Source organism: Nonomuraea candida (assembly GCF_000725485.1).
GTDB classification, from domain to species: Bacteria; Actinomycetota; Actinomycetes; order Streptosporangiales; family Streptosporangiaceae; genus Nonomuraea; species Nonomuraea candida.
Map to the genome: position 1 here is coordinate 74,435 of NZ_JOAG01000007.1, position 25,019 is coordinate 99,453.

Annotated in this window: 19 protein-coding genes; 8 read left to right on the plus strand and 11 right to left on the minus strand. The window is 72.1% G+C overall.

Annotated elements, in window-relative coordinates; translation table 11 throughout:
* Positions 1 to 124: 124 nt before the first annotated feature.
* Complete coding sequence (locus IO39_RS06805) at positions 125 to 910, plus strand: alpha/beta fold hydrolase (RefSeq protein ID WP_043617765.1); 786 nt, start codon at positions 125 to 127, stop codon at positions 908 to 910.
* A gap of 416 nt (positions 911 to 1,326) precedes the next feature.
* Here IO39_RS06805 and IO39_RS06810 read toward each other — a convergent pair whose 3' ends face one another.
* Both IO39_RS06810 and IO39_RS06815 read right to left on the minus strand, forming a co-directional pair.
* Positions 1,327 to 2,661: a condensation domain-containing protein gene (locus IO39_RS06810; RefSeq protein ID WP_043618028.1), complete on the minus strand. Its 1,335-nt coding sequence runs from the start codon at positions 2,659 to 2,661 to the stop codon at positions 1,327 to 1,329.
* Complete coding sequence (locus IO39_RS06815; RefSeq protein ID WP_043617768.1) at positions 2,658 to 4,061, minus strand: FAD-dependent oxidoreductase; 1,404 nt, start codon at positions 4,059 to 4,061, stop codon at positions 2,658 to 2,660. The genes IO39_RS06810 and IO39_RS06815 overlap by 4 nt, the downstream gene beginning before the upstream one ends.
* Positions 4,062 to 4,207: 146 nt before the next feature.
* On the opposite strand from IO39_RS06815, the gene IO39_RS06820 reads away from it, so the two are divergent.
* The 4 genes from IO39_RS06820 (at position 4,208) to IO39_RS06835 (ending at position 9,135) form a co-directional block, all read left to right on the plus strand.
* Positions 4,208 to 4,960, plus strand: coding sequence for an SDR family NAD(P)-dependent oxidoreductase (locus IO39_RS06820; RefSeq protein WP_043617770.1), 753 nt, complete (start codon positions 4,208 to 4,210; stop codon positions 4,958 to 4,960).
* A gap of 104 nt (positions 4,961 to 5,064) precedes the next feature.
* Positions 5,065 to 6,240, plus strand: a complete 1,176-nt coding sequence (locus tag IO39_RS06825) for an acyltransferase family protein (protein WP_043617772.1) — start codon at positions 5,065 to 5,067, stop codon at positions 6,238 to 6,240.
* Positions 6,241 to 6,254: 14 nt separating this feature from the next.
* Positions 6,255 to 7,856: an MFS transporter gene (locus IO39_RS06830; protein WP_043617775.1), complete on the plus strand. Its 1,602-nt coding sequence runs from the start codon at positions 6,255 to 6,257 to the stop codon at positions 7,854 to 7,856.
* 37 nt (positions 7,857 to 7,893) lie between these two features.
* The gene (locus IO39_RS06835; protein ID WP_043617779.1) at positions 7,894 to 9,135 is read left to right on the plus strand and encodes a cytochrome P450 family protein; all 1,242 of its coding nucleotides are present in this window, start codon (positions 7,894 to 7,896) and stop codon (positions 9,133 to 9,135) included.
* A 191-nt stretch (positions 9,136 to 9,326) separates the two neighbouring features.
* Here IO39_RS06835 and IO39_RS06840 read toward each other — a convergent pair whose 3' ends face one another.
* Positions 9,327 to 10,340, minus strand: coding sequence for an NAD-dependent epimerase/dehydratase family protein (locus IO39_RS06840; protein WP_043617781.1), 1,014 nt, complete (start codon positions 10,338 to 10,340; stop codon positions 9,327 to 9,329).
* 212 nt (positions 10,341 to 10,552) lie between these two features.
* Between IO39_RS06840 and IO39_RS06845 the strand changes: the two genes are divergently transcribed.
* Complete coding sequence (locus tag IO39_RS06845) at positions 10,553 to 11,848, plus strand: glycosyltransferase (RefSeq protein ID WP_043618031.1); 1,296 nt, start codon at positions 10,553 to 10,555, stop codon at positions 11,846 to 11,848.
* Between the two features lie 162 nt (positions 11,849 to 12,010).
* Here IO39_RS06845 and IO39_RS06850 read toward each other — a convergent pair whose 3' ends face one another.
* Positions 12,011 to 13,435 carry an extracellular solute-binding protein gene (locus tag IO39_RS06850; RefSeq protein ID WP_043617783.1) on the minus strand — a complete coding sequence of 475 codons (1,425 nt, stop codon included), beginning with the start codon at positions 13,433 to 13,435 and terminating at the stop codon, positions 12,011 to 12,013.
* 133 nt (positions 13,436 to 13,568) lie between these two features.
* On the opposite strand from IO39_RS06850, the gene IO39_RS06855 reads away from it, so the two are divergent.
* Entirely contained in the window at positions 13,569 to 15,113 is a 1,545-nt protein-coding gene (locus tag IO39_RS06855) for a methyltransferase domain-containing protein (protein WP_043617786.1), read from the plus strand.
* Positions 15,114 to 16,703 (plus strand): FAD-binding protein, encoded by a 1,590-nt coding sequence (locus IO39_RS06860; protein ID WP_084772401.1) that lies wholly within the window; start codon positions 15,114 to 15,116, stop codon positions 16,701 to 16,703.
* A 134-nt stretch (positions 16,704 to 16,837) separates the two neighbouring features.
* Here the strand turns inward: IO39_RS06860 and IO39_RS06865 are convergent, their stop codons facing one another.
* The 7 genes from IO39_RS06865 to IO39_RS06895 all read right to left on the minus strand — a co-directional run bounded on the left by IO39_RS06865 (position 16,838) and on the right by IO39_RS06895 (position 25,014).
* Positions 16,838 to 18,049 carry a class I SAM-dependent methyltransferase gene (locus IO39_RS06865; protein WP_043617788.1) on the minus strand — a complete coding sequence of 404 codons (1,212 nt, stop codon included), beginning with the start codon at positions 18,047 to 18,049 and terminating at the stop codon, positions 16,838 to 16,840.
* Positions 18,050 to 18,477: 428 nt separating this feature from the next.
* Complete coding sequence (locus IO39_RS06870; protein WP_043617791.1) at positions 18,478 to 18,921, minus strand: SRPBCC family protein; 444 nt, start codon at positions 18,919 to 18,921, stop codon at positions 18,478 to 18,480.
* 84 nt (positions 18,922 to 19,005) lie between these two features.
* Complete coding sequence (locus IO39_RS06875) at positions 19,006 to 19,875, minus strand: phytanoyl-CoA dioxygenase family protein (RefSeq protein WP_052422564.1); 870 nt, start codon at positions 19,873 to 19,875, stop codon at positions 19,006 to 19,008.
* Between the two features lie 82 nt (positions 19,876 to 19,957).
* Positions 19,958 to 21,202, minus strand: coding sequence for an acyltransferase family protein (locus IO39_RS06880; protein WP_084772406.1), 1,245 nt, complete (start codon positions 21,200 to 21,202; stop codon positions 19,958 to 19,960).
* Positions 21,199 to 21,990: a thioesterase II family protein gene (locus IO39_RS06885; protein ID WP_052422538.1), complete on the minus strand. Its 792-nt coding sequence runs from the start codon at positions 21,988 to 21,990 to the stop codon at positions 21,199 to 21,201. The genes IO39_RS06880 and IO39_RS06885 overlap by 4 nt, the downstream gene beginning before the upstream one ends.
* On the minus strand, positions 21,987 to 23,129 hold the full coding sequence (locus IO39_RS06890; protein WP_043617797.1) for an acyl-CoA dehydrogenase family protein: 1,143 nt from the start codon (positions 23,127 to 23,129) through the stop codon (positions 21,987 to 21,989). The genes IO39_RS06885 and IO39_RS06890 overlap by 4 nt, the downstream gene beginning before the upstream one ends.
* The gene (locus IO39_RS06895; protein WP_245641850.1) at positions 23,119 to 25,014 is read right to left on the minus strand and encodes a B12-binding domain-containing radical SAM protein; all 1,896 of its coding nucleotides are present in this window, start codon (positions 25,012 to 25,014) and stop codon (positions 23,119 to 23,121) included. The genes IO39_RS06890 and IO39_RS06895 overlap by 11 nt, the downstream gene beginning before the upstream one ends.
* Between the last annotated feature and the right edge of the window lie 5 nt (positions 25,015 to 25,019).

Consider the following 25,019-nt stretch of genomic DNA (forward strand, 5'->3'; position numbering starts at 1 on the left):
GGTGTGCGCGACGTGCGGAGAAAGCACGCTCGGAGAAGCCCGGCAGCCGCGCTTACGGCATCTTGAAGGGATCTGTACCCGGCATCCGATCCGGGTGGCACGCCTTCAGCGAAGGGGAGAGCACATGGACGTGAAGTCGGCAGACGGCACCACCATCGCCTACGACCAGACAGGATCTGGCCCGGCTGTGGTACTGGTCCAGGGAGGGTTCAGCGACCGTACGCACCCGATCTGGGCCGGGCTGGCGGCCGCGCTGTCGGGGGAGTTCACGGTCTTCAACTACGACCGGCGGGGGCGGGGCGGCAGCTCCGACAACGAGTCGTACGAGGTGGAGCGTGAGATCGAGGACCTGGCCGCCATCATCACGGCGGCCGGGGGCTCGGCGGCGGTGTTCGGGGGGTCGTCGGGCGGCGCGCTGGCGCTGCGTGCGGCCGCCGCGGGCCTGCCGATCACCAAGCTGGCGGTGTACGAGCCGCCGTTCATCGTCGACGACTCCAGGCCGCCGATCGTCGAGGACTTCCGCGAGCAGCTCGCCGCCCTGGTGGCCGAGGGCAAGCGGGGCGAGGTCGTCGAGCGTTTCATGGTCGAGGCCGCCGAGATGCCCGCCGAGATGGTCGGGCAGATGAAGGAGTCCCCCTACTGGGAGGGCATGACGGCGGTGGCGCACACGCTGGTGTACGAGGCCGCGGTGTGCGGGCCGGGCAACCAGCTGCCGGTCGAGGAGCTGAAGAAGATCACGGTTCCGACGCTGGCCCTGGCCGGCGGCGCCAGCGGCCCCTGGATGCAGGGCGCGGCCAAGGCGGTGGCCGAGACGGTGCCCGGCGGCGAGTACAAGGTGCTGGAGGGTCACGGCCACGACATCGCCCCCGAGGCGCTGGCTCCGCCCGTGGCCGAGTACTTCCGCGCCTGACCCCGGGCGAGCCACGTCCGAGGCACGTCGTCCCCCGGCGGCCGGGACAGCGAGAACGGGACGTCACCGGGGCGGGTCGTCATGCAACACGCCCCGGCGTCCGGACCGCTCGCACATGACGGGCGTCCGTACCGCTTCCCCATGACGAAGCGCGTCCGGACCGCTTCCGCGTGAGCGGGTGCGTCCCCCACGGCTTCCCTCCGGGGAGGCCACGCCCGCCACCACCGGCGGGCGTTTTCGCATGTCCGGACGTTTCGCACGTCAGGCTGGCCGGCCGGCCGGCGTCCCGCGAGCCTGGTGCCGGGCCTGCCGGCGTCCGGGCATGCCGAGGACCCCTGCGGCGGGGTATGCCGCAGGGGTGCGGGAGGCGGGCGGCGGGTCAGGTGTCGCCCGATCCGCCGCCCGGCCCGTGAGGTTCAGGGCCGCAGGGGCCCGTGGAGGTCGGCGGTCAGCTCCTTCAGCACGGCGCTGAAGTCCTCGACCATCCCGTCCACCCTCTCCTCGCTGTAGAGGTTGGTGTTGAAGGCGAACGAGCCCACGATGTCGCCCGTGGAGTCGATCTCCAGGTGCCACATGCCGCCGTCGGGCACGTCGCCGCCGTCCCACTGCGACAGCCGCCGGCGGTGGATGACCTCGTACGCCAGGTCGCCCGCCCGCCCGCGCTCCGTGCCGGGCGGCGACTTGAAGACCTGGAAGGCGACCACGGCGCAGTCGTCCTGCGCCACGGGGGCCATCAGCGCGGGCGCGACGCCGAGGATCTGCCCGAAGGGCAGGTCGTTGGCGTAGGCCTCGACACAGGTCTGCCGGGTGCGGGTGATGACGTCCTTGAAGGTCCGGCAGTCCTCCAGTGCGATGCGGAAGGGCAGGTAGTTGAAGAACGACCCGACCGTCTCGTGGAAGCGGGCGGGCCCGCGTCCCGACGAGAAGCTCGGCACCACGACGTCGGCGGTGCCCTCGCGCCGCCCCAGGTAGACCGCGTAGGCGGCGAGCAGCACCATGAACGGCGAGCTGCGCGTCTCCTTCACGATGTCCCTGACGGCCCCGGTGAGCGTGCCGGGCAGGCTGAAGCGCCGCCAGGCCGTGGTCTTGGGCAGGCCCGCGGAGCGCAGGTGGTCGGTCCTGGTGCCGAGCACCTGGGCGCCCGCCAGCTTCTCCCGCCAGTACGCCAGCGCCCGCTCCGCGTCGTCCCCGCCCGCGCCGGCGCGCTCCCAGTCCACGTAGTCGCGGTACTGGAGCACCTCGGGCAGGTCGGGCGGCCGGTGGCCGGTGCGCGTGGCGTAGCCGTGCGCCACGTCCCGCATGATCAGCCGGATCGACCACTCGTCCACGGCGGTGTGGTGGGCGATGAGGCCCAGCACCGCGTCGTCGTCGCCGAAGCGGCCGAGCACCGCGCGGACCAGCGGCAGCTCCTTGATCGGGTACGCCTCCGCCTCGGCCTCGTTGAGCAGCTCCTCCGCGCGCCTGTCCCGGTCGTCGCCGGGCAGGTCGCGCACGGTGAGCCGGACGGGGCGCGGCGGGTGCACGACCTGGTGGCCGTCACCGTCGCGGACGATCTCGGTGCGCAGCGCCTCGTGCCGCGCCACGACCTCGTCCAGCGCCTCCTGCAGCACGTCCGGGTCCACCGGGCCGGTCAGCCGGTAGCCGCAGACGATGATGTAGCGGGGCCCGAAGGGGCCGGCCTCGTCGCCCTGGTCCCAGGCGCGCAGGAACCCCTGGTTCCACGAGAGCGGGAGCAGCCCGGCGATGCTCACGGCTTCGCGCTCCTCGCCAGCGGCCTGCTCGCGGCGGGCCGGTGCTTGGAGCGCGCCGGCGTGCCGACCCAGGGCAGCGAGTTCCACAGCACGCGGGCCAGCATCTGCGGCTTCATGAGCTCCTCGGGCCCGTCGATGAGGCCCGCGCCGCGCATGTACGCGCCGGCCACGACCGGGTCCTTGGTGGCGGCCTGCTGCACGAGCCCCAGGAAGGCCCCGGCGGCCCGGGTCGCCGGGCCGCGCTCGCCCTCGACGCCGGGGAAGCCCATGTCGACGGTGTGCGTCATCTCCCACGGCTGGTTGATGGCGCTCTTGGCCAGGTCGTCGAAGTACTGCAGCGGGTCGGGCAGCGCGCCGGTGTGCAGGTGCTGCCGGATGACCAGGGCGGACAGCGCCGCCACGGTCATGCCCTGCGCGTAGACGGGGTTGAAGCAGCACACCGCGTCACCCGTCACGAGCAGGCCGTCGGGGAAGCGCGCCATCTTCTCGTAGCGGCGCCGCAGCGTCGTCGGGAAGCGGAAGGCGACGGGCTCGTCCAGCGGCTCGGCGTTCTGCACGGCGTCGTAGATGTCGGGCGTGGCCAGCGTCTTCAGCCACGCGTACAGGCCCTCCTGGTCGGTGGGCGGGTGGTCGCCGAGGATGCCGTACGTGGTCAGCTCGACGCGGTCGCCGTCGGTCTTGGTGAAGATGGCGCCGCGCGGGATGTCCTTGTTGGCGACCGGGTTGATCGACAGGTCGCCGTGGTACGGGTCCTTGGTGAGCCGGTAGTGCTGCGTGACGTAGCCGAGGCCGATCTTCGTCCGCTCCTCCTCGACCCGGGGGTAGCCCTGGGCCTCCAGCCAGACCGGCGTGCGGGAGCCGCGCCCGGTGGCGTCCACCACCAGGTCGGCGTGGATGACGTGCGGCTCGCTCTCACCGTCGAGTGACTGCACCTTGGCCCCGGAGACCCGGCTGCCGTCGGGGGTGAACTCGAGACCGAGGATGTCGTGACGCTCGGCGAAGACCACGCCGGGCAGGACCCTCGTCCGCTCCCTGATGTGGTGCTCCAGCTTGGGGCGGCTGGCCGCCACGCAGACCAGGCCCGCGTTGATGCGCTGGAGCGGCTTGCCGTTGAAATACCAGCGCACGTCACCGGCCAGGTCGCCGGTCGGCACGCCGTCGGCGAACAACCCCTCGGTGATGCCGGGATACAGTTCTTCCATCACCTGCTGGCCGCGGGCCAGCAGGCCGTTGATGTGCCGGCTCTGCGGGCATCCGCGCCGCGGGCCTTGCACACCGATCAACTCGTCGCGGTCGACGATGACCACCTCGTCGTAGGCGTCGGAGAGCACTCTGGCGGCGAAGAGCCCCGCGAGACTGCCGCCGAGCACCACCGCACGGGTCTTTGACACATCACCCATCGGATCGCCTCCTGCGCATTTAGCATTCACCACAGGGTCACATCGGCGGCGGCGCGCAACATCTTCAAAAATGCGCGGTGCCCGGCGGCGCCGCAGAGCGCAATTCTTCGGAAATCCCGGCGAGGGCGCCGTGTGATTCTGACCCCATGAACGAGTTTTCCGACAATGCGTTTCTCATCACCGGCGGCGGCAGCGGCATGGGGCTGGCCACCGCACAGCGGCTACTGTCCGAGGGCGCGCGGGTCGCGCTCGCCGGCCGCAGCCCCGAGCGCCTGGACAAGGCGGTGCGCGAGCTCGACGCGGGCGACCGGGTGCTCGCCGTGCCCACCGACGTGTCGCGGCCGGGCGAGGTCGGCGCGCTGGTGTCGCGGATCGAGCAGAGCTTCGGCAGGCTCGACGGCGTCTTCGCCAACGCGGGCGTGGCCGGCTTCTCGCGCAGCGGCGACGTCACCGAGCAGGCCTTCGACGAGGTCGTCGCCACCAACCTCAAGGGCGTCTACTTCACCATCCAGCAGTCGGTGCGGCTGATGAGCGGCGGCGGGTCGATCGTCATCAACGGCTCCTGGCTGGCGCACCGCGGCCTGGCCTTCACCTCGGTGTACGCCGCCAGCAAGGCCGCCGTGATCAACCTGGTCCGCACGCTGGCGGCCGACCTGGCGCCCAGTGGCATCCGGGTCAACGCGATCAGCCCCGGCTACATCGTCACCGAGATGTTCGAGGCGATCTCCAACACGCCGGAGGCGCAGGAGGCGTGCCGGGCGCAGGTGGCGCTCGGGCGGCTCGGCACCGCCGAGGACGTGGCGGACGCGGCGGCGTTCCTGCTGTCGGCGCGCTCGTCGTACATCACCGGTCAGGAGCTGCGGGTGGACGGCGGTCTGACCACCTCCGTGCCGCTCTGAACCGGAGAATTCCCCCTTCCCCCAAGTCCGCACGTGGCGAGATGCGACGGGCAGATGGCCGCACGAAAGATGGAGCAGGGCATTCCGAGAGAAAGGAGCCCAACGTGACCTCCACCCCCCCTGCCGTGCGCGGAGATCTGCCCGCGCTGACCGGCATGCGCATCATCGCCGCGTTACTGGTATTCCTGAGCCACGTCATCTTCCCCTTCACCCAGGGGAACCAGAATATGGCCACCCCGTACGCGGACGACGGCATCACCCAGACGCTGATGTGGCTGTTCTATCCCGGCGGTTCCATCGGAGTGTCGTTCTTCTTCATCCTGAGCGGCTTCGTGATCACGTGGTCGGCCAAGCCGGGCGACCGGATCCGCGCCTACTACCGGCGCCGCGTCGTGAAGATCATGCCCAACCACGTGGTGACGTGGGCGCTTGCCATGCTGCTGTTCGCCGGCTCGTACACGGTCCTGTGGGGCCTGCCGAACCTGCTGCTGCTCAACGTCTTCGTCAACGACAACGCCATCTGGGGCGGCGCGAACATGCCGGCCTGGTCGCTGAGCGCGGAGATGCTGTTCTACCTGCTCTTCCCCGCGCTGATCATCCCGATCAGGAAGATCGCCGACAACCGGCTGTGGTTGTGGGCGGGGCTGGCCCTCGTCGGCATGGCCCTGATGTGCCTGGTGACGCTGACGCTGGTGCCCGACGCGCCCACGTACCCGGGCGAGGCGTTGTCGCTGCCGCAGTTCTGGTTCATCTACCTGTTCCCGCCCGTGCGGCTGTTCGAGTTCGTGCTCGGCATGATCCTGGCCAGGATCGTCGCCGCGGGCAGGTGGCCGCGCATCGGGGTGCTGCCGGTGATGGCGCTGATGGTGATCGGCTACGCGGCCACCCTGTACGTCCCCTGGCCCTACAGCGTCTCCCTGGTGACCGCCATCCCCTTCGCGCTGGCCATCGGCACCTTCGCCCAGGCCAACCTGGAGGGCAGGAAGACGTTCTTCGGCACCAGGCCGATGGTCTGGCTGGGACAGATCTCCTTCGGCTTCTACCTGACCCAGTCCATCGTCCTGTACTGGCTGCGCGAGGCGGTGCTCGGCAAGGCCGAGTACGGGCCCGTGGGCGGCACGCTGCTCGTGATAGCGCTGGCCGGCGCCACCGTCGTGACGGGCTGGCTGCTCTACACGCTGGTGGAGCGCCCGGCCATGAAGTACTGGAGCAGATCCCGCAAGCCTCCGGTCCAGCCGGAGCCCGCCGAGCAGGCGCCCGTGGGCGCGCTGACCAAGTGAGAGGAAGGGACTAGATGGACATGAACGCACCGGCGAAGGCCGGCACCCGCGAGTGGCTGGCGCTGGCCATCCTGGCCCTGCCGACGCTGCTGCTCTCGATCGACATGAGCGTGCTCTACCTGGCGCTCCCCCACCTCAGCTCCGAGCTGGGGGCCTCGCTCACCCAGCAGCTCTGGATCACCGACATCTACGGCTTCGTCATCGGCGGCCTCCTGGTCACCATGGGCCGGCTCGGTGACCTGATCGGCCGGCGCAAGCTGCTGCTCATCGGCGCCGCCGCCTTCACCGCCGCGTCGGTGCTGGCCGCCTACTCCACCAGCGCCGAGATGCTCATCGTCTCCCGCGCGCTGCTCGGGATCGCGGGCGCGACGATCATGCCGTCGACGATGTCGCTGATCGCCACCATCTTCAAGGACCCCGCGCAGATGGGCACCGCCATCTCGGTCTGGATGGCCTGCTTCATGGGCGGCGTCGCGCTCGGCCCCGTGGTCGGCGGCGTCATGCTGGAGAACTTCTGGTGGGGCTCGGTGTTCCTGCTGGCGGTGCCGGTCATGGTGCTGCTGCTCGCGGCCGGGCCCGCGCTGCTGCCCGAGCACCGCGACCCCGCGGGCGGCCGGCTCGACCTGCCCAGCGTGGCGCTGTCGCTGGCGGCCATCCTGCCCTTCGTCTACGGGCTGAAGGAGCTGGCCAAGCACGGCTGGCAGCTCTGGTACGTCGTCGCCATCGTCGTGGGCCTCGCCTTCGCCTTCGCGTTCGTGCGGCGGCAGCGCGGGCTGGACTCGCCGCTGCTCGACCTGAAGCTGTTCAAGCTGCCGGTCTTCCGGGCCGCGGTGTCGATCATGATTCTCGGCGGCATCGTCAACGGCAGCTTCTTCCTGGTCAGCATGTTCCTGCAGACCGTGGTCGGCCTGTCGCCGCTGGAGACGGGCCTGTGGGTGCTGCCCTCGACCGCGGCCACCATCGCCAGCGTGCTGCTGGCCCCCGTGATCGCGCGCAAGCTGCGCCCCGGGTACGTCATCGCGGCCGGCCTGGTCGTCATGTCGGGCGGCTACTTCGTGCTGAGCACGATCGACGTCGGCTCCGGCGTCGGCATCGTGCTGACCGGCCTGATCATCGGCTCGCTCGGCGCGGGGCCGATGAGCGCGCTCGGCAACTCGCTGATCTTCGGCTCCGTCCCGCCCGAGCGGGCCGGCTCGGCCTCGGCGGTCTCCGAGACGGGCGGCGAGCTGGGCATCGCGCTCGGCGTGGCCGCGCTGGGCAGCGTCGGCACCGCCGTCTACAGCGTGCAGATCGCCGGCACGCTGCCCGCGTCCGTGCCGCCCGCCCTCGCCGGCACGGCGAGCGAGGGCATCGCGGGCGCCATCAACGCCGCCCAGCAGGTGGCCGCGCCCGTGGCCGCCGAGCTGCTCGCCGCCGGGCGCGAGGCCTTCACCACGTCGGTCAACGCCGCCACCGGCGTCAGCGCGGCGCTGGCCCTGTGCCTGGCCGTGGTCGCGCTGATCACGCTGAGGAAGGTGCCGCCGGCCTCCGAGCAGGCCATGGGGGAGGCGCCCGCGGAGCCTTCCGAGGAGCCTTCCCAGGACGCCACCGAGGAGCCCACGTCGGCCAAGGTCTGACACCGTTCCGAATCGCTGAGTTCTATGGGAGACCACAGTGGAAAGACGCTGCCCCGTTCTCGACACCACCGGCCGTGACATCCATGCGGAAACCGACTTCCTGCGCGCTCAGGGCCACGCCGTCCAGGTGGAGCTGCCCGGTGGGGTGCTCGCCTGGTCGGTCAACACCCACGAGGCGGTCAGGCAGCTGCTCGCCGAGCCCAACGTCACCAAGAGCGCGCGCAACCACTGGCCCGCGTTCATCAACGGCGAGATCCCGCCCGACTGGGAGATGATCAGCTGGATCGCCATGGACAACATGGTCACCGCGTACGGCAAGGACCACGTCCGGCTGCGCCGGCTGGTCGGCAAGGCCTTCACGCCGCGCAGGACCGAGGCGATCAAGCCGCGCATCACGGCGCTGACGAACCACCTCCTGGACGCGCTGGCGGCGACGGGGCCCGGCGAGGTGGTCGACCTGCGCGAGCGATTCGCCTACCCGCTGCCGGCCATGCTGGTCGCGGACCTGATCGGCATGTCGGAGGAAGCCCGCGCGGCCACCGCCAAGGTCATCGACATGATGGTGGACACCACGGTCACGCCGGAGCAGGCACAGGCGATCCTGTCCGGCTGGCGCGGCGCCATGGCCGAGCTGATCGCGGAGAAGCGGGCCAACCCGGGCGAGGACATCACCACCGACCTGGTGACCGCGCGCGACACCGACGGCTCGCGGTTGTCGGAGGTCGAGCTCACCGACACGATCTTCGCGATCCTCGGCGCGGGCTCGGAGACCACGATCAACTTCTTCGACAACGCGATCACCGCGCTGCTCTCCCACCCCGAGCAGCTCGACCTGGTCAGGTCGGGCCGATCCACCTGGGACGACGTGATCGACGAGGTCCTGCGGGTGGAGTCGCCGCTGGCGCACCTGCCGCTGCGGTACGCCGTCACGGACATCCACCTCGACGGCGTCACCATCCCCCAGGGCGACCCGATCCTGATCAACTACGCCGCGGTGGGCCGCGACCCGGCCCTGCACGGCGCGGACGCGGGCGCCTTCGACCTCACCCGGCCGAACAAGGAGCACCTGTCGTTCGGGTACGGCCCGCACTACTGCCTCGGCGCCTCCATCGCCAGGGCGGTCGCCACGATCGGGCTGTCGTCGCTGTTCGAGCGGTTCCCCGAGCTCAGCCTGGCGGTGGACAAGCAGGACCTGGTGCCGCTGCCGACGTTCATCATGAACGGGCACCGAGCGCTTCCGGTGCGCCTGACCGCCCCGGTTCCCGCGGCGGTGTCCTAGCCCCCGTGAAGAGCCTCCGCACCGTCCGGGTGCGGAGGCTCTTTCATGGGGTGGGGTCAGGTGGCCGGGTTCTGTGGCCGGGTTCTGTGGCCGGGTTCTGTGGCCGGGTTCTATGGGCGGGTTCTATGGGCGGGTTCTGTGGCCGGTTCGGGCCGTGGACCGGCCGGGGACGGTACGGCCGGGCCGTGCGGTCAGCTCGCGGCGGCCACGGGGACGCCGGAGTCGGGGGCGGCCAGCCACCACGGGTTCGCCCTGGCCCACTCGATGGTCCGCGCGACGCCCTCGGCCAGCGAGGTCGTCGCCTCCCAGCCCAGCAGCCTGCGCGCCTTGGTGCTGTCGGGCACGCGCCGCGGCACGTCCTCGTAGGCGGGCCCCAGGGCGGCGCGCGCGTCCACCTCGACCGTCCTGGCCCCGGTCAGCGCCGCGACCGTGGTGACCGCCTCGCGCACGGTGCTCTCGGTCATGCTGCCCAGGTTGAACACCTCGCCCGCGCCTCCCCTGTCGGCGACCAGCAGCGTGCCGGCCACCGCGTCGGCCACGTACGTGAAGCAGCGGGTCTGCCGGCCGCCGTCGTAGAGCGCCAGCGGCTGCCCGTTGAGCGCCCGGTGCACGGTGCGGCTGATGACGAAGGCGGGCCGCTGGCCGGGGCCGTAGGCGTTGAAGTAGCGCACGATCGCCGCGTCCAGCCCGTGCTGCCGGCAGAACGCCAGCGTGAGGTGCTCGGACATGGCCTTGGCCGAGGAGTAGGTCCAGCGGTCGGCGGCGGTGGAGCCGAGCACCCGGTCGGCGTCCTCCGCCCACGGCACGGCCGGGTTCTTGCCGAACACCTCGCTGGTGCTGGCGACCACCACGCGCGCGCCGGCCTCGGTGGCCCGCTCCAGCACGTTCCTGGTGCCCTGGAAGTTGACGTCGATCACGTCGAGCGGGCGGGCCAGGTAGCGGTCCACCCCGACCTCGGCGGCCAGGTGGTAGACGACGTCCACCCCCGGGCCGACGGCCTGGGCCAGCCGCGTCCGGTCGCGGATGTCGCCGGTGACGGTGCGCACCGGCGGGCCGGGCTCTCGGCCGCCGGTGGCCGCGTGCGCCGGCGGGCCGGGCTCGCGGTCGAAGACCGTCACCTCGTCGCCGCGGGCGAGCAGCGCCCGCACCAGATGCCTGCCGATGAAGCCGGAGCCGCCGGTGACGACCGCGCGTGCGCCCGCCATGTCAGCCCGTCCCCGAATGGTCTGCGGAAAAACACATGAGACTCTCCCTCGGAAAAATGGCGTGGATGAACAAAAGCACAACGCGTGCCACCGCCCGCCCGCATCTCCTGCATTGCCGGAAACCGGCACGTCAGGAGATGCATCGTCAATTCCGGCGATTGATGCTGGTTAGGGAATTCCACTCCATCGAGGAGTTCGCGAGGGAGCGCTACATGCGAATCATGCTGACTGTGTGGCCACAGGCGTGCCACCTCTACCCCGCCGTGCCGTACGCGCAGGCGCTGCAGCTCGCCGGGCACGAGGTCGTCGTGGCCTGCCCGCCCGGCGCGGCCGACGACATCGTGGCCGCGGGCCTGACGGCCGTCACGTGCGGCGAGCCCGACACCGGCGGGTGGGTCCGCGACGACCTGCCGCCCGACCCGGAGGAGATGGAGCGCCTGGCCACCGCCCTGGGGGTGACGCAGGACGAGCGCGACATCTGGGACGTGTTCTTCCAGTACTACCTCATGGGCGTCAGGTTCCAGCTCCCGCCCGTGCCGAGCGCGCAGAACAAGGCGCTGGTCGAGTTCGCCCGCACGTGGCGGCCCGACCTGGTGCTGTGGGACCCGTGGTTCCCGGCCGGCGCCGTGGCGGCCAAGGTGGCGGGCGCCGCGCACGGCCGGATCCTCATGGCCCCCGACTACAGCGGCTGGGCCGTCGAGCTGTACGCCAGGCAGGCCACGCCGCCGGTGGACCCGCTGGCGCGGGCGGTGCGCCCGCTGGCCGAGCACTACGGCGTCGAGGTGGACCGCGAGCTGCTGGTCGGCCAGTTCACCATCGACCCGCTGCCGCGGGAGATGCGCCTGTCGCAGGACCTGGCCGCGGTGCCGGTGCGCTGGAGCCCGTACAACGGCGGCGGCGTCAAGCCCTCCTGGCTGTACGACCGGCCGGCCCGCCCGCGCCTGGCCATGTCGGTCGGGCTGTCCACCAGGACCTACCACAAGGGCGAGTGGCGCGCGCCGAAGGTCTTCGAGGCGGTCGCCGACCTGGACGTCGAGCTGGTCGCCACGCTCAACGCCGACCAGCTCGAAGGCATCTCCTCGATCCCCTCCAACGTCCGCACCGTGGACTACGTCCCGCTGCTGCAACTGCTGCCGACCTGCGCGGCCAGCATCAACCACGGCTCCAGCGGCACGTTCTGGGCCTCGGTCGCCGCCGGGGTGCCGCAGCTCATCGGCGACACCGACGAGCCGCAGCGCGTCGTCGTGGTCGACGGGGAGAACAGCAAGATGGCCGAGCGGAACATCCTGTCCAAGCTCGCGATCGGCTACCTGGAGTCGCGCGGCGCCGGGCTCCGCCTCGACCACCAGAAGCAGTCGGTCGAGGAGATCAGGGCCGCGATCGTCGCGGCGCTGGAGGAGCCCCGCTACCGCGAGGGCGCCGCCGCCGTGCACCAGGAGTGGCTGGACCGGCCGGGCCCCGCCGAGATCGTGCCCGCCCTGGAGAAGCTCACCGCGATGCACCGCTGACCGCTCACCTGGCCGCACCGTCAGCCCGCAGCGCGGAGGCAGCGTCAGCCGCAGCGCGGAGGCACTGGCAGCCCGCACCACAAGAAGCACCGGCAGCCCGCACGCAGAAGGGGCCGCGGACCTCCATCGGGTCCGCGGCCCCTTCCGGCCGTCGCGGGAGTGTCAGCGGTGCAGCTTGACCACGGCCTCCATGTCGGCGGCCGAGTAGTCGCGCCCGGCCCGCATCTCCCTGAACGCCTCCACGCTGAGGCTGGTCGGCGGGCTGTTCTTCGGGTCGCGGAAGCCGGACGACAGCGCGTAGGCGTTGTAGGCGTCGAGCAGCTCCTGCGCCTCCACGGTGGCGAAGGCCATGCGCTCGGCCGGGTCGGCGCCGTTGAGCACGTCGCCGATCGCCCGGGTCATCACGTCCTGGTTGCCGGCGAAGTCGCCGAACAGCGCGCCCTCGGAGGCCGGGACGCCGCTCTGGCCCGTCGGGAAGCGCATGACGTGGTCGTAGGCCAGCCGGTGGTGGGGGTGGGCGGCGTACCAGCCCTCCTCCTCCAGCAGGTCGTGAGCGGCGTGGGTGAGCGGCAGGAAGCTGTTGGCCTTGTGGCGCTCGGCCGCGTTGCGCGGGCTGTGCAGGTACATGAGGAACGCCAGCGCGCCCTCCTGCGTCGCCTCGTCCAGCCCCTCGGCCATCCAGAGGGCGGTGCCGGCGATGGCGTTGCCGACGTACGGGACGGTCGCGTCGTACGGGAAGATGCCCGCCTCGATGCCGAAGCCGTTGTCCTCGGCGGCCCGGAACATGTAGTTGACGTCGTTGGAGGAGGAGATCCTGATGGCCACGTCCTGGTCGGCGAAGGCCTTGAGCGTGCCCGCCCAGTCGGGGATCTTGCCGGTGTAGTGGTAGTGGCCGTCGGCGTGCAGCCCGCGCCACCACTCCACCCAGCGCAGCATCTCCGGCGAGGCCAGGTCGGCGACCGTGGCCCGCCCGAGCCGGCCGTTGTGCTCGTTCACGAGCAGGCCGCCCTGCGTGGCCAGCGCCTGCTGGATGAACGTGCCGTGGTTGGACCACGTGATGGCGTGGGAGGGGCCGTCACGCAGCGCCGCCACCCGGGCGCACACCTCCTCCACCTCCTGCCAGGTGCGCGGCAGGCTCTCCACGCCCGCGCGCCGCAGCAGGTCGGTGTTGGCGTACAGCAGGCTCGTGGTGCCCACGGTGGGCATGCACGTCAGGTCGCCGGCCAGGGTGTAGTAGTCGCGCAGCGGCGCGATGATGTCGTCGAGCACGACCGGCTCGCCCAGCACCTCGGTGCGCCCGGCGACGGCCTTCTCCACCGAGGCGAACAGCGGGCGGCCGTCCTGCCGGCGCGAGTCGCGGGCGACCTGCGTCATGTAGAAGTAGTACTCCGACAGAGCCGGGACGTGCCCTTCCGCGGCGGCCTCCGCGACCTGCCGGGGAAGCTGCCAGAAATCCTTGCCGTGCACCACCACCTGATACTCGGGGTGCAGTCGCTCGAAATCGGCGGCCTGCTGATACCACCGATCCATCCAGCCGGGAAACGTCAGGTCGGGGACCCATACTTCGATCGGAATCCTGTTCTTCATGAACCCATGGTTTATCCGTCTTTTCGCCGCCGCATCTCCGCTATTGCGCTGGGTCCTTTCCCGCACGCACGGAGATGACCCGGCCGCGGGGCCGGTGTGATGCTGAAAGGCGTTTCGCGCGAAGGGAATTAACATGAGCGTTGACACCACGTACGCGCCGGCAATCCTTCTCCAGGAGTTCACGGGCGCGGCGCCCGGCGATCTCGACGCGGCCTACGCCCGGCTCGTCGGCGCGCTCTGGTCGCCCGGCACCGTGCAGGACCAGACGTTGTGGGACGGCGGCACGCTCACCGAGCGCGCGCCGTCGGCGGTCCCCGAGCTCATCGACGCGCTCGGCGGGCTCGACGACGCGCGCGCCGGCCGGCTGCTGATCCTGCTGGGCCTGATCGCCGAGGCGGGGCAGACGGAGGCCGTGCGCGCCGGCCTCGACCGCTACCTGGCCCTGGCCGACGGCGCGAGCCCCGAGCTCGGCCAGGCCCTGGCCTACCTGCTCGCGCATTTCCCGCACGACCGCGACCGGGTGCTCGGCGTCACCGGGCGGCTCGGCCTGGACTCCGGCGACCGCTCCCGGCTCGACCGGTGCCTGACCCTCATGGACGAGCGGCGCAGCGGCCTCGGCCGGGTCTGGCCCGCCCCCGAGATCTGGCGGCTCACCGACGAGGAGCGCGCCTTCGACCAGGCGTGGATCGGCGCGCTCAGCCAGGAGCAGGCCGAGGTCAACTGGCGCAACGACAGCCGGACCGTGTGGGGGTACATGGGGCTGAAGGCGTACTGGGCGATCCGGCACGGCGCGGTGGTGGACGTGCCCGGCCCGCAGGCGCCGCCCGAGTCGGACCCGACGGGCGACGACCCGCGGCTCGGCCTGTTCGCGCGGCACCTGTCCGCGCTGGTCTGCCCGGCCTGCCGGGGCCCGCTCGACATCAGCGGCGCGGCCGTGCGCTGCCCGGCCTGCGCGGTCGCCTACCCGGCCTCCCGCGGCATCCTCGACCTCACCAGGGCCGTGCGCGACGATGCCGACGAGGCCACCGCCGACCTGCTCAAGAGCCTGGCCGAGATGCCCAGCATGGGGCTGTACTACGAGGCGCTGCTGCGCCCCGAGTTCCTGCGCGTGGCGGGCGGCAACTGGGGCGGCGCCGTCACGCTGGCCGACGAGGACGCCTACATCGCGCGCAGCGTGCGCCCGGTGGACGGCCCGGTGCTCGACCTCGGGGCCGGCGCGGGCCGCTGGACCGCCGTCATCGCCGCGGCCGTCGGCGCCGACCGGCTGCTCGCCCTCGACCTCGGCCTGCCGATGCTGAACGTGCTGCGCCGCCGCGTGCCCGACGTGCCGGCCGTGCGGGCCAGCGCCCTGGACCTGCCGCTGGCCGACGCCAGCATGGGCGCGGTGGTGTGCTGGAACGCGCTGCAGGCCGTCCCCGACGACGCGGCCACCGCGATCGCCGAGGTGGGGCGGGTGCTGCGGCCGGGCGGCACGTTCACGCTGATGACGTTCGTGTGGGACGAGGACCCGGTCTGCCGCCACTTCCAGGCCGCGCACTACTTCCCGAGCCGGCCGGCCGGGATGCTGCTGTTCGAGCGGGAGGAGCTGGACCGCTGGCTCGCCGACGCGGGCATGACGGTGCTGGACAGCGGGGGCCCCGAGTCGTTCGCCTTCATCACCGCGCGGCGGGAGAGCTGAATGGCCGTCAGGGAGCCGGGAGAGCCCGGCGTGCTCCGCCCCGAGCCGGCCGGCGCCGCCACACCCGCCGTCACACCCGCCGCCGCGACCGCTCAGCCCGCCACGACCGCCGCCGGGGCGGGGCGGTCCGGCGCGGCCGCCGGCGGGTCCGCGCGATCCGGGCGGGTCGCCGGGCCCGGAGAGCCCGGTTACGAGGCGGCGACCGCGGTGTTCGCGCTGGGCGCAGTGCCGAGGCCGGCCGCCGCCGCCGTGGTGCGCACGGTGGAGGAGGTGCGGGAGGCCGTCGGCCACGCGCGCCGGGCGGGCCTGACCGTCCGGGTGCACACCACCGGCCACTGGGCCGAGGCGGCCCGTCCCGTACGCGGCGGGCTGCTGCTGCGGACGGAGCCGGCCGGCCCCGTCGAGATCGACCCCGAGCGGCGGGTGGCCCGCGTGCCGGCGGGGACCCGCTGGGGCGCGGTCGTCAAGGCCGCCGCCGCGCACGGCCTGTCGGTCGCGCACGGCTCGTCGCCGACGGTCGGCGTGGTCGGGTACCTCCTCGGGGGCGGGCTCAGCTTCTACGGCCGGCACACGGGGCTGGCGGCCAACGGCGTGCGCGCGGTGGAGATCGTCACGGCCGACGGCGAGCTGCGCCGGGCGTCGGGCCCGGGCGCGGTCTTCGGCGCGGACACCGGCGCCGGCGGCGACGAGGAGCTGCTGTGGGCGCTGCGCGGCGGCGGGGGCGGCTTCGGCGTCGTCACCACCGTGGAGGTCGCGCTGTTCCCGGTGGCGAGGGTGGTCACCGGGGCGGCCTGCTGGCCCGCCGGGCACGCGCCCGAGCTGCTGCGGGCCTGGCGCGAGTGGACGCTGGGCGCGCCGCGCGAGGCGACGACCAGCGTGCGCGTGCTCAACCTGCCCGACCTGCCGGACGTGCCGCCCATGCTGTCGGCGGGCCCCGTCCTGTGCGTGGACGGCGCCGTGCTGGCCGGGACGGACGCCGACGTGGCGGCCGCCGAGGCGCGGGCCGGCGAGCTGCTGGACACGCTGCGCGGCATCGCGCCGCCGGTGCTGGACACCTGGCAGACGACCGAACCGGCGGGGCTCCTGGACACGCACATGGACCCGTCCGACCCCGTCGAGGTCATCGGTGACCACCTGCTGCTGGACGAGCTCGGGGAGGCGGGCCTGGACGCGCTGCTGGAGGTCATCGGCGCGGGCTCGCGCTCCCCGCTGATCGCCGCCGGCCTGCGCCAGCTCGGGGGCGCGTACGCCGACCCCGACCCCACCGGCGGCGCCCTGAACCACCTGACGGCCCGCTACGGCTACTCGGGCGGCGGCGTGCCCGGCCTGTCGGGGACGCGGGAGGACATCCTCGCCCGGCTCCCCGTGGTCAGGTCCGCCCTGACGCCCTGGGATGCCGGCACGACCGCGCCCACCTTCGTGGAGCGCTTCGACCAGCCCCAGGGGCACCTGGACGCGGCCACGGTGGCCGCCGTGGACGCGGTGCGCGCCCGGGTGGACCCGGACGGCCTGTTCCGCGGCGACGTCATGCGGGGCGCCACCCGCAGGTATCCGGACGCCGCGGAGGCGGCCCCGGAGCCGCGGAGCTGACCCGGACACCGCGGAGCTGACCCGGACACCGCGGAGACACCGCGGAGACACCGCAGAGCACCGCGGAAACCGCAGCGGCCCGCCACGACGTCGTGGCGGGCCGCTCGTGTCGGAGGGGACGGGCGGTGACGGGGTCACAGGATGTGGACCTCGGGGATGTAGCGGATCCAGCGGCCGGTGAAGTCGCTCTCCTTCGCCATGATCTCCTCGGCGTGGTTCCACGCGAACAGCACCGCGTAGTCGGGCCGGTCCGCGCGGAACGCCGACGGCGCCACCACCGGGATGTGCGACCCGGCGACCACCCGGTCCTGCTTGGACGGCGTCGAGTCGCACACGTACGGGATCAGGTCGGTCCCGATCCCGCAGTAGTTGGTCACCGTGGTGATCTTGGCCGGCGCGCCGTACCCGGCCACCCGCTTGCCCTCGGCGCGCAGCGAGGTCAGCAGCGCGGTCAGGTCGTCGCGGACCCGCTCGGCGCGGCGGTTGAGCTCCTCCAGCGTGGCGGGCCGGTCGAGGCGGCGGGCCCGCTCGGCGGCGAGCAGCTCGCCGACGGCCGCGGCGGGACGGCGGGCGCCGCGCTTGGCGAGCGTGTAGCGCATGGAGCCGCCGTGGATGGCCAGCGGCTCGGCGTCCACCAGGTCGAGGCCGAACAGGCGGGCGGCGGCGCGGATGGAGCTGACGGAGAAGACGAACGAGTGCTCGTCGTAGAACAGGTCGAAGGCCGTCTGCTCGACGACGGCGCCGAGGTAGGGCTCCTCGAAGACGAACACCCCGTCGGGGCCGAGCAGCGTCACGGCGCCCTTGAGCACGGAGTCGAGGTGGGAGATGTGCGCGATGACGTTGGCGCCGAAGAGGACGTCGGCGGGGCCGTGCTCGGCGCGGATCTCCCCCGCGGTCTCCTCGTCGAAGAAACGCGGCAGCACCCGCACGCCCCGCGACCTGGCCAGGGCGGCCACCTCCTGGGAGGGCTCGACGCCCAGGTGCCGGACGCCGGCGTCGGCGACCGTGGCGAGCATGACGCCGTCGTTGCAGCCGATCTCGACGATGAACGGGTCGCGGCCGGTCAGCTCGGTGCGCAGCAGCCGGCGCGCGACGCCGGCGAAGTGCTCGCTGTGCACGGCGGAGTTGGAGGCGCGGTACGGATACTCGTCGTGGTATCTGACTTCCTGCGGGATGTCGGCCATCAACTGCACCATCGCGCACGAGTCACACATCCCGACGACGAGCGGGTAGCGAAATTCCCCGGCCAGCTGGTCAGGCTTGGGGAAGGCGTTGCCACGCGGCTGGACACCGAGGTCGATCGCGCCCTTGACCGGCCCGGAGCAGATTCGGCAGGAAGTCTCCATGAAATGACGCTAACATTCGCCGGCGCCGAATCGCTTATCCCCGTTTGCGAATTCCCCGGCTCCCCGGTCCCCGCGCTCCCTCGAATTCCCCGCTCCCCCCGAATTCCCTCCGCGATGCCGCCCCGGAGCGCTTCCCGGAATTCGCGCGATCCGCAGAACGCCGAAATTCCGGAAAGGCTCCGGACATGCGACGGGGGCGCGGCCTCGGCCACGCCCCGCCCCGATCGCGCGATGTGCCTCCCGCCACCGGCGGCCGTCGGATGTCCGGCCACTCAGGGCAGGTCGCGCACGGCCCCTCGCCTTCGTCGCCGGTTACGGCTCCGCCCCTCGGCGCGGCCGGACATCCCGCAGCTGGAGGAGATCGGATCGGGCCGGCGGTCCCCACGTCGTCCGCCGCCGGCGATCACCGGTGATCTCCCCGCGCCAGGCTACTTGATCTTCGTGACGTACTCGCCCAGGGCGTCGAAGAAGAAGCCCCAGCCCTCGGCGGCGCGCGGGATCTCGTCGTCGGGGAGGTTGCCCTCCTGCACGAAGACCATCTTGGTGCCGCTGCCGGAGTCGGAGAACGTGACGGTCACGGTCTCCGGGCCGGCGGCCTGCTGCTCGGCGGGCTCCCTGCCGCTGAGGTCGACCAGCGTGTAGACCAGGCGCTCGTTCGGGACGATCTCCTGGTAGACGCCGGCGAAGGGGACCTGGTTCTCCTCGTCGACCACGATCGTGGCCTTCCACTCGCCGCCGGGGCGGACGTCCATGGAGATGGTCTCCAGGGGGGCGCCCCACCAGTGGGTGAAGTGCTCCGGCTGGGTCCAGGCCGCATAAACCACGTCGCGCGGGGCCTCGAGCACGCGGGTGATCTCGATCTTGCCACTCATCGCGTCATCCTTTCGTGTGAGCCGGATCAACATTGTGTCCGGCCGGGCTGTCTCGTGCTTATTCAGAAATGCTCACTTGGGGAGTCAGGAGACCAGGTCGCCGAGCGCGGCGCGCCTGGCCTCCTCCGGCTCCAGCCAGATGTAGGGGTCGTTCATCTCCAGCCAGCCCACCCCGGGCGGGCAGCGGTCGTACCCGAGGAGCCTGCGCACCTCCTCGGGGTATTCCAGCACCCGCTCGCGCGGCACCGCCAGGTACTGGTTCTCCTCCTGGCGCAGGTTGCCCAGGTCGTAGGCGATGGTCATGCCGGTGCGGGGCGAGTCGGTGACGTTGCGCCCGCCGCCGTGGTAGACGCCCCCGAGCCAGATCAGCCCGCCGCCGGGCGGCATCTCGGTGGGGATGGCCTCCTCGGTGGCCGGCGCCCGCTCGTCGTCCCAGTGGTGGCTCCCGGGGATCACCAGGGTGCCGCCGTTGTCGGCGGTGAACTCGCTCATCGCCAGCATGACCATGACCCTGGTGGTGGGGCCCGGGTGCGGGCGCAGGTGCAGGGCGTCGTCGCGGTGCAGCGGCTGCTTGCCCTGCCCCTTGTGGATCTGCACGAGCTGGGTGGCGCTGATCTGGATGCTCGGCACCATGTCCTGGCGCACCTTGCCGATCCACATGGGGACGGGCTTCTGCATGATCGCCCGGGCCGCCCCCAGGAACAGGCGGTGCGTGACCACGGGGGTCAGCCTCGTGGTGCGGGCGAACAGCGACGACACCCGCCGGGTGCGCAGCCCGTCGTACCAGTTGTCGCTGTAGGACTGGGCCTGCAGCGCCGGCTCCAGGTCCGCCCACAGCCCCGCGAGCGTCTCGCTGTCCAGGAAGTCTTCGACGATCACGGCACCGTCCCTCTCCAGGACGGCCACCACGTCGTCGAGATCGGCGTCAGACCTGACTCGGGTCAGACTCGCCACGATCATCACCTTTCTTCGGATCGGCTTTCGGCGGAGCGTGCGCGGCGGACCGGCGGCGGACCGGCGGCGAACCGGCGGCGGGTCAGCTCGCGGGCACCGGCGTGCTGGGCCGGGCCGAGCCCTTGCCGAGCTTGCTGCGCAGCCGCAGCGCGGGCTGCTCGACCACGTAGTAGCTGATCACGGCCGCGACGAACGCGGTGCCGTGCACGAGCAGGAGCGCCAGCGGGAAGTTCGTGGAGCCCCACAGGTTCCAGATGTAGATGGACGGGATGTGCCACAGGAACATCGCGTACGACACCTTGCCGATGTACTGCAGCGGCCGGACGGTCAGCACCCCGGTGAGGAAGCGCGAGCGCAGGTCGGGCACCGTCAGCGGGGCCAGCAGCAGGAAGACGATCAGCAGGTCGATCGGCTGGTTGAACAGCACGACCTGGGTGGGCGGGAAGTTGGAGGTGCCCTGGTCGCCCATCGGCGAGAAGCAGTACAGGATGATGACGCCGAGCGCGACCAGCCAGGTGCGGCCGGGGTGGCGGGCGATCAGCCGGTACGGCGCCAGCCAGCCCCCGGCGTGGGCCGCGGCCGACAGCGTGGCCACCGCCATGCCGACGGCCAGGTAGCCGAACCAGCCGATGGGCCAGTTGCCCTGCACCGGGTACGGGCCCAGCGACGGGTGGTGGCTCCAGGCGCTGAAGGCGTAGCCGATGAGCATGATGGCGAAGATCGGCACCAGCACGCGGCGCGCCTTGGCCTGCGGCGTCGCCGCGCCGGCGGCGAGCCGGTGGAACAGCCAGGCGAGCCCGGGCAGCAGGATGTAGAACGCGATCTCCGTCGCCATGCTCCACGTCGACTCCATGCCGAGCGGGATGCCGCCGGCCGTGTAGACGTGCTGCATCGTCAGCACCCGCACGATGGCCCAGAAGCCGTGGCTGACCTGCTCCTGCCCCATCAGGAACAGCGGGGTGAACAGCGCCACCAGGGCCAGCACCCAGTAGGCGGGGAAGATGCGCAGCGCGCGCCGCCAGGCGTAGGAGCCCAGGTTGTAGCGCTGCGGGGCGCCCTCGACGGTCCTGCGCGCGAAGGGCAGGTAGAGCAGGAAGCCGGACAGGGCGAAGAGGATCGGCAGCGACTCGCGGGTGAACCGCTCGATCACGACACCGAGCCAGCCGTTGCCGGGCTGGTCGCCGTAGCCGATCTGCCCGGAGGCGAAGGCGGAGTGAACGGTGATGACGGCCAGCACCGCGAGTGCGCGTATTCCCTGCAGCTCGGGAAAATACTGTCCTCTGGTCTCATGTGATGGCCGGGAATCGCCGACAATGGTGGCTGTCATAGGGACGCTCCTCGGAGTTGAACGGCCCTCTCAGCTTGGTGCCGCGCGCCGGACCCGCGCATCTCCAGAATTGCCGTCATCGCGCCCGCCAGCTCGGGGACGCGCTCCCTGACGAAGAAGTGGTCCCCGTCGAAGGTGCGCAGGCCGCGGAAGTCGGTGGTGTGCGCGGCCCACTCCGTCATGCTGTGCTCCGGCGCCACCGGGTCCCGCGTGCCGCAGAAGGCGGCGACGGGCACGGGCAGCGGCGGCTCGGCCCGGTAGGCGTACGACGCGCAGAGCGTGAAGTCGGCCCTGGCCACCGGCAGGGTGCGGGCCAGCGCGCCGGGGTCGTCGGCGATCTCGTCGGGCAGCCCGCCCAGCGCGCGCAGCCAGGCGGCGAAGCCCGCGTCGTCGGCGCGCGGGTCGGGCCGGGAGAGCGCGCCGCGCACCGGCCAGGCCGCGATCGCGAGCAGCTCGGGCAGCGGCCCGCCGGCCGACCACAGCTCGCGCACCGCCCGGTAGCCGAGCATGGCGCCCATGCTGTGGCCGAAGATCGCGTACGGCACGCGCTGTTCCGCCAGCTCGGCGGCCAGGGCGCGGGCGGCGGTGTCGCAGTCGGTGTGCGCGGGCTCGCGGTGGCGTCCGGGACGGCCCGGCAGGGTGACGGCGCGCAGCTCGATCCACGGCGGCAGGTGGCGCGTCCAGGGGCGGAACGCCGAGGGGCCGCCGCCGGCGCAGGGCAGCGCGTACAGGTGCAGCCGGGCCGACGGCCGCGGCTCGAAGGCCAGGTACCACGGAGGTGTTCTCATATCAGCGCGTGCCCGATCAGCTCTTTCATGATCTCGGTGGTGCCGCCGTAGATCGTCTGGGCCCTGGTGTCGACGTACGCCCGCGCCACCGGGAAGTCGCGCACCACGCCGTAGCCGCCGTGCAGTTGCAGGCAGCGGTCCACGACCTTCTGGCACAGCTCGGTGTTCCACCACTTGGCCATCGCCGCCTCCTCGGCCTCCAGCCGGCCCGCCGCCTCCTCGGCCACGCACCGGTCGGTGAAGGCGCGGGCCACGGCCACGGCGGTCGCCAGCTCGGCCAGCACGAAGCGGTTGTGCTGGTGGGCGCCGACGGGCAGGCCGAACACCTGGCGGGTGCGGCAGTGCTCGACCGTGTACTCCAGCACCCGCTCGGCGGTGGCCAGCGCGGAGACGGCGATCATCATGCGTTCCCTGCGCAGCGTGCGCATGAGGTAGGCCACGCCCTTGCCCTCGCGGCCCAGCAGGTTGGCGGCGGGCACCTCGACGTCGTCGAAGAAGAGCTCGACGGTGTCCATGGCGCGCATGCCGATCTTGTCGAGCGCCTGCCCGCGGGTCAGTCCGGGCCGGTCGGCCTCGACGGCGATCACGCTGAGCCCGCCGCCGTGCGCGCCGGCGCCGCCGGTGCGCACGGCCACCAGCAGCAGGTCGGCGACCGCGCCGTTGGTGATGAACGTCTTCTGCCCGTTGATCACGTAGTGGTCGCCGCGCCGCACGGCCCCGCACCGCAGCCGCGCCACGTCGCTGCCCGCGTCGGGCTCGGTGATCGCCACGGCGGTGACCAGCTCGCCGCTGCAGAAGCCGGGCAGCCAGCGTGCGCGCTGCTCGGAGGTGGTGAGCGTGCGCAGGTAGAGCCCGGCGATCTCGTTGTGCAGGGACAGCGCGGGCGCGTGCACGCCGGCCCGGCCCAGCTCCTCGGAGACGATCACGTGGTGCAGGTAGTCGGGGTCGCCGCCGCCGCCGTACTCGGCGGGCACGTCCATGCCGAGCAGGCCCAGCTCGCCCGCCTTGCGCCAGACGTCCCGGTCGGCCGCGCCCCGCTCCTCCCAGGCGCGGTGGTTCGGCTCGATCTCCTTGGCGATGAAGGCCCGCACCAGCTCGCGGAAGGCCTCGTGGTCGGGGGTGAACAGGTCACGCCGCATGGTGCACCGCCGGCAGCACCGTCCACGAGGGCACGATGTCCCGCATCCGGTTCATCATGACCTGGCAGTAGCCCGCGTTGTAGTCGAGGCTGCGGTGCTTGGGGTAGGGCATCTTGCGCCGGCCCACGTGGTCCACGCGCACCCGTACCAGGTCGGCGTCGGGCAGGTCGGGCAGCTCCAGCAGGGCGGCCGCCTCGCGCGGCAGCTCGGCGACGAAGGTGTAGCGGTCCTGCTCCACCACCCGCAGGTGCGTCAGCGGCACGCTCGGCGCGGCCACCGACTCGCGGTAGACGTACGGCCGGGCCAGCAGGTCCAGCTCGAACGCCGGCCGCACGCCGGGCAGGTCCAGCCAGCCGCGCTCGCGCAGGAACCCCTCCAGCAGCACGTCCATCTCGCCCCGGTGGGAGTGCAGGACGTAGTGCAGCACCTTGCCGATGTTGTTGATGTCGTAGTTGCCCAGCGTGGCCACGGACTCGGCGAAGAAGGCGCAGGTCGCGGTGTCGGTCCTGGTCTTGAAGTAGTCGGCGGCCGCCCGCAGGAAGTCGGTGTAGGAGCACACCCCCTGCCGGTCGAGCAGGCGCGCGACGTAGAAGCCGGCCCGCGCGTTGTAGATGCTGATGACCGCGTAGTAGAACCAGGAGCCCTCCTGGAAGTCCTCGCGGGTCACCCACTTCGTGCCGACCACCACGTCGGCCTCCGCGACGGGGTCGTCCACCCGCACGGTGACGATGCCGAGCTCCTCCTGCTGGCGGTACATGGGCGTGTTGCGCAGCAGGAGCTGCGGGTAGGAGACGACGGCGTCGGCGCCGGAGGCGCAGAGCTTGCCGATGCCCTCCTGGTAGGAGGTCAGCGTCTCGCCCGGCAGCGGCCAGATCAGCTCGGTGTAGGAGCTGATCTTCTTCTCCCGCAGCTTGACCTGCAGCTCGACGTACGTGGACTCCTTGATGTTGGCGCGCTGCACCAGCTCCAGCGCCTGCGGGCTGGTCGTCTGCAGGGAGACGGGCTGGCTCGTCAGCATGCCGCCCTCGACCAGGATCTCGGTGATCTCCGTGACCCGGTCGGGCCGGTTCTTGGCCGCCTGGATCGCCACCATCGACGGGTAGCCGTTGCGCTGCTTGCACTCCACCAGGTGGCGGGTCAGCTCGACGTCGCGCGGCAGCGCGCCCCAGTTGGCGTCGGCGACGAAGATGCTCTCCACGCCGTGCTCGCTGATCCACGACAGGTCGGACTTGACGCGGTCCAGCTCCCACCGGTGCACCTTGTCGTTGGTGGCCGCCCCCCAGTAGCAGTACGAGCACCGGTACGGGCAGCCCCGGTTGGTCTCGACGACGGCGAAGGTGTACTCGCCCCCGTCGAAGACGCCGGCCGCGAACGGCGAGGGGATCTCGTCCAGGTCCTTGATGCGCTCGGGCTGCGGGGTGGTGACCAGCTCGCCGGCGTCGTCCCAGAAGCTGATGCCCGGCACCTCGCGGAAGTCGCGCCCGCCCGCCACCTGGCGCAGGAACGCGGTGAACGGCTTCTCGCCCTCGCTGTTGCACACCAGCACGTTGCGGGCCGACGGCGGCACGTACTCGGCGGCGTGGTGCATGACCTGCGGCCCGCCGAGGATGACGTAGGCGTCGGGGCGCAGCCGGGAGAGCTCGTCGCACAGCGCCTTCATGCGGCGCATGTTCCACAGGTAGCAGCTCAGCCCGTAGACGTCGGCCTCCTGCGCGAGCAGGTCGGACACGAGCGTCTCCAGGGGCGTGTTCACCTCGACCGCGTGGATGGCGAACTCGAAGTCGCGGGCCACGTCGGGGTCCTGCTGCGCGTACGCCTGCAGGTAGCCCGAGGCCAGCGGCAGTGTGTTGGGATAGACCGTCAGCTCGACCAGGCAGGCCTTCATCACCC

What these genes read in the sequence shown, in the direction of transcription:
- IO39_RS06865 (WP_043617788.1), bottom strand. Translation starts at nt 18,049, where the DNA reads ATGGAGACTTCCTGCCGAATCTGCTCCGGGCCGGTCAAGGGCGCGATC.
- IO39_RS06815 (WP_043617768.1), bottom strand. Translation starts at nt 4,061, where the DNA reads ATGGGTGATGTGTCAAAGACCCGTGCGGTGGTGCTCGGCGGCAGTCTC.
- IO39_RS06890 (WP_043617797.1), bottom strand. Translation starts at nt 23,129, where the DNA reads ATGCGGCGTGACCTGTTCACCCCCGACCACGAGGCCTTCCGCGAGCTG.
- IO39_RS06885 (WP_052422538.1), bottom strand. Translation starts at nt 21,990, where the DNA reads ATGAGAACACCTCCGTGGTACCTGGCCTTCGAGCCGCGGCCGTCGGCC.
- IO39_RS06895 (WP_245641850.1), bottom strand. Translation starts at nt 25,014, where the DNA reads ATGAAGGCCTGCCTGGTCGAGCTGACGGTCTATCCCAACACACTGCCG.
- IO39_RS06850 (WP_043617783.1), bottom strand. Translation starts at nt 13,435, where the DNA reads ATGAAGAACAGGATTCCGATCGAAGTATGGGTCCCCGACCTGACGTTT.
- IO39_RS06855 (WP_043617786.1), top strand. Translation starts at nt 13,569, where the DNA reads ATGAGCGTTGACACCACGTACGCGCCGGCAATCCTTCTCCAGGAGTTC.
- IO39_RS06830 (WP_043617775.1), top strand. Translation starts at nt 6,255, where the DNA reads ATGGACATGAACGCACCGGCGAAGGCCGGCACCCGCGAGTGGCTGGCG.
- IO39_RS06870 (WP_043617791.1), bottom strand. Translation starts at nt 18,921, where the DNA reads ATGAGTGGCAAGATCGAGATCACCCGCGTGCTCGAGGCCCCGCGCGAC.
- IO39_RS06820 (WP_043617770.1), top strand. Translation starts at nt 4,208, where the DNA reads ATGAACGAGTTTTCCGACAATGCGTTTCTCATCACCGGCGGCGGCAGC.
- IO39_RS06805 (WP_043617765.1), top strand. Translation starts at nt 125, where the DNA reads ATGGACGTGAAGTCGGCAGACGGCACCACCATCGCCTACGACCAGACA.
- IO39_RS06840 (WP_043617781.1), bottom strand. Translation starts at nt 10,340, where the DNA reads ATGGCGGGCGCACGCGCGGTCGTCACCGGCGGCTCCGGCTTCATCGGC.
- IO39_RS06860 (WP_084772401.1), top strand. Translation starts at nt 15,114, where the DNA reads ATGGCCGTCAGGGAGCCGGGAGAGCCCGGCGTGCTCCGCCCCGAGCCG.
- IO39_RS06880 (WP_084772406.1), bottom strand. Translation starts at nt 21,202, where the DNA reads ATGACAGCCACCATTGTCGGCGATTCCCGGCCATCACATGAGACCAGA.
- IO39_RS06845 (WP_043618031.1), top strand. Translation starts at nt 10,553, where the DNA reads ATGCGAATCATGCTGACTGTGTGGCCACAGGCGTGCCACCTCTACCCC.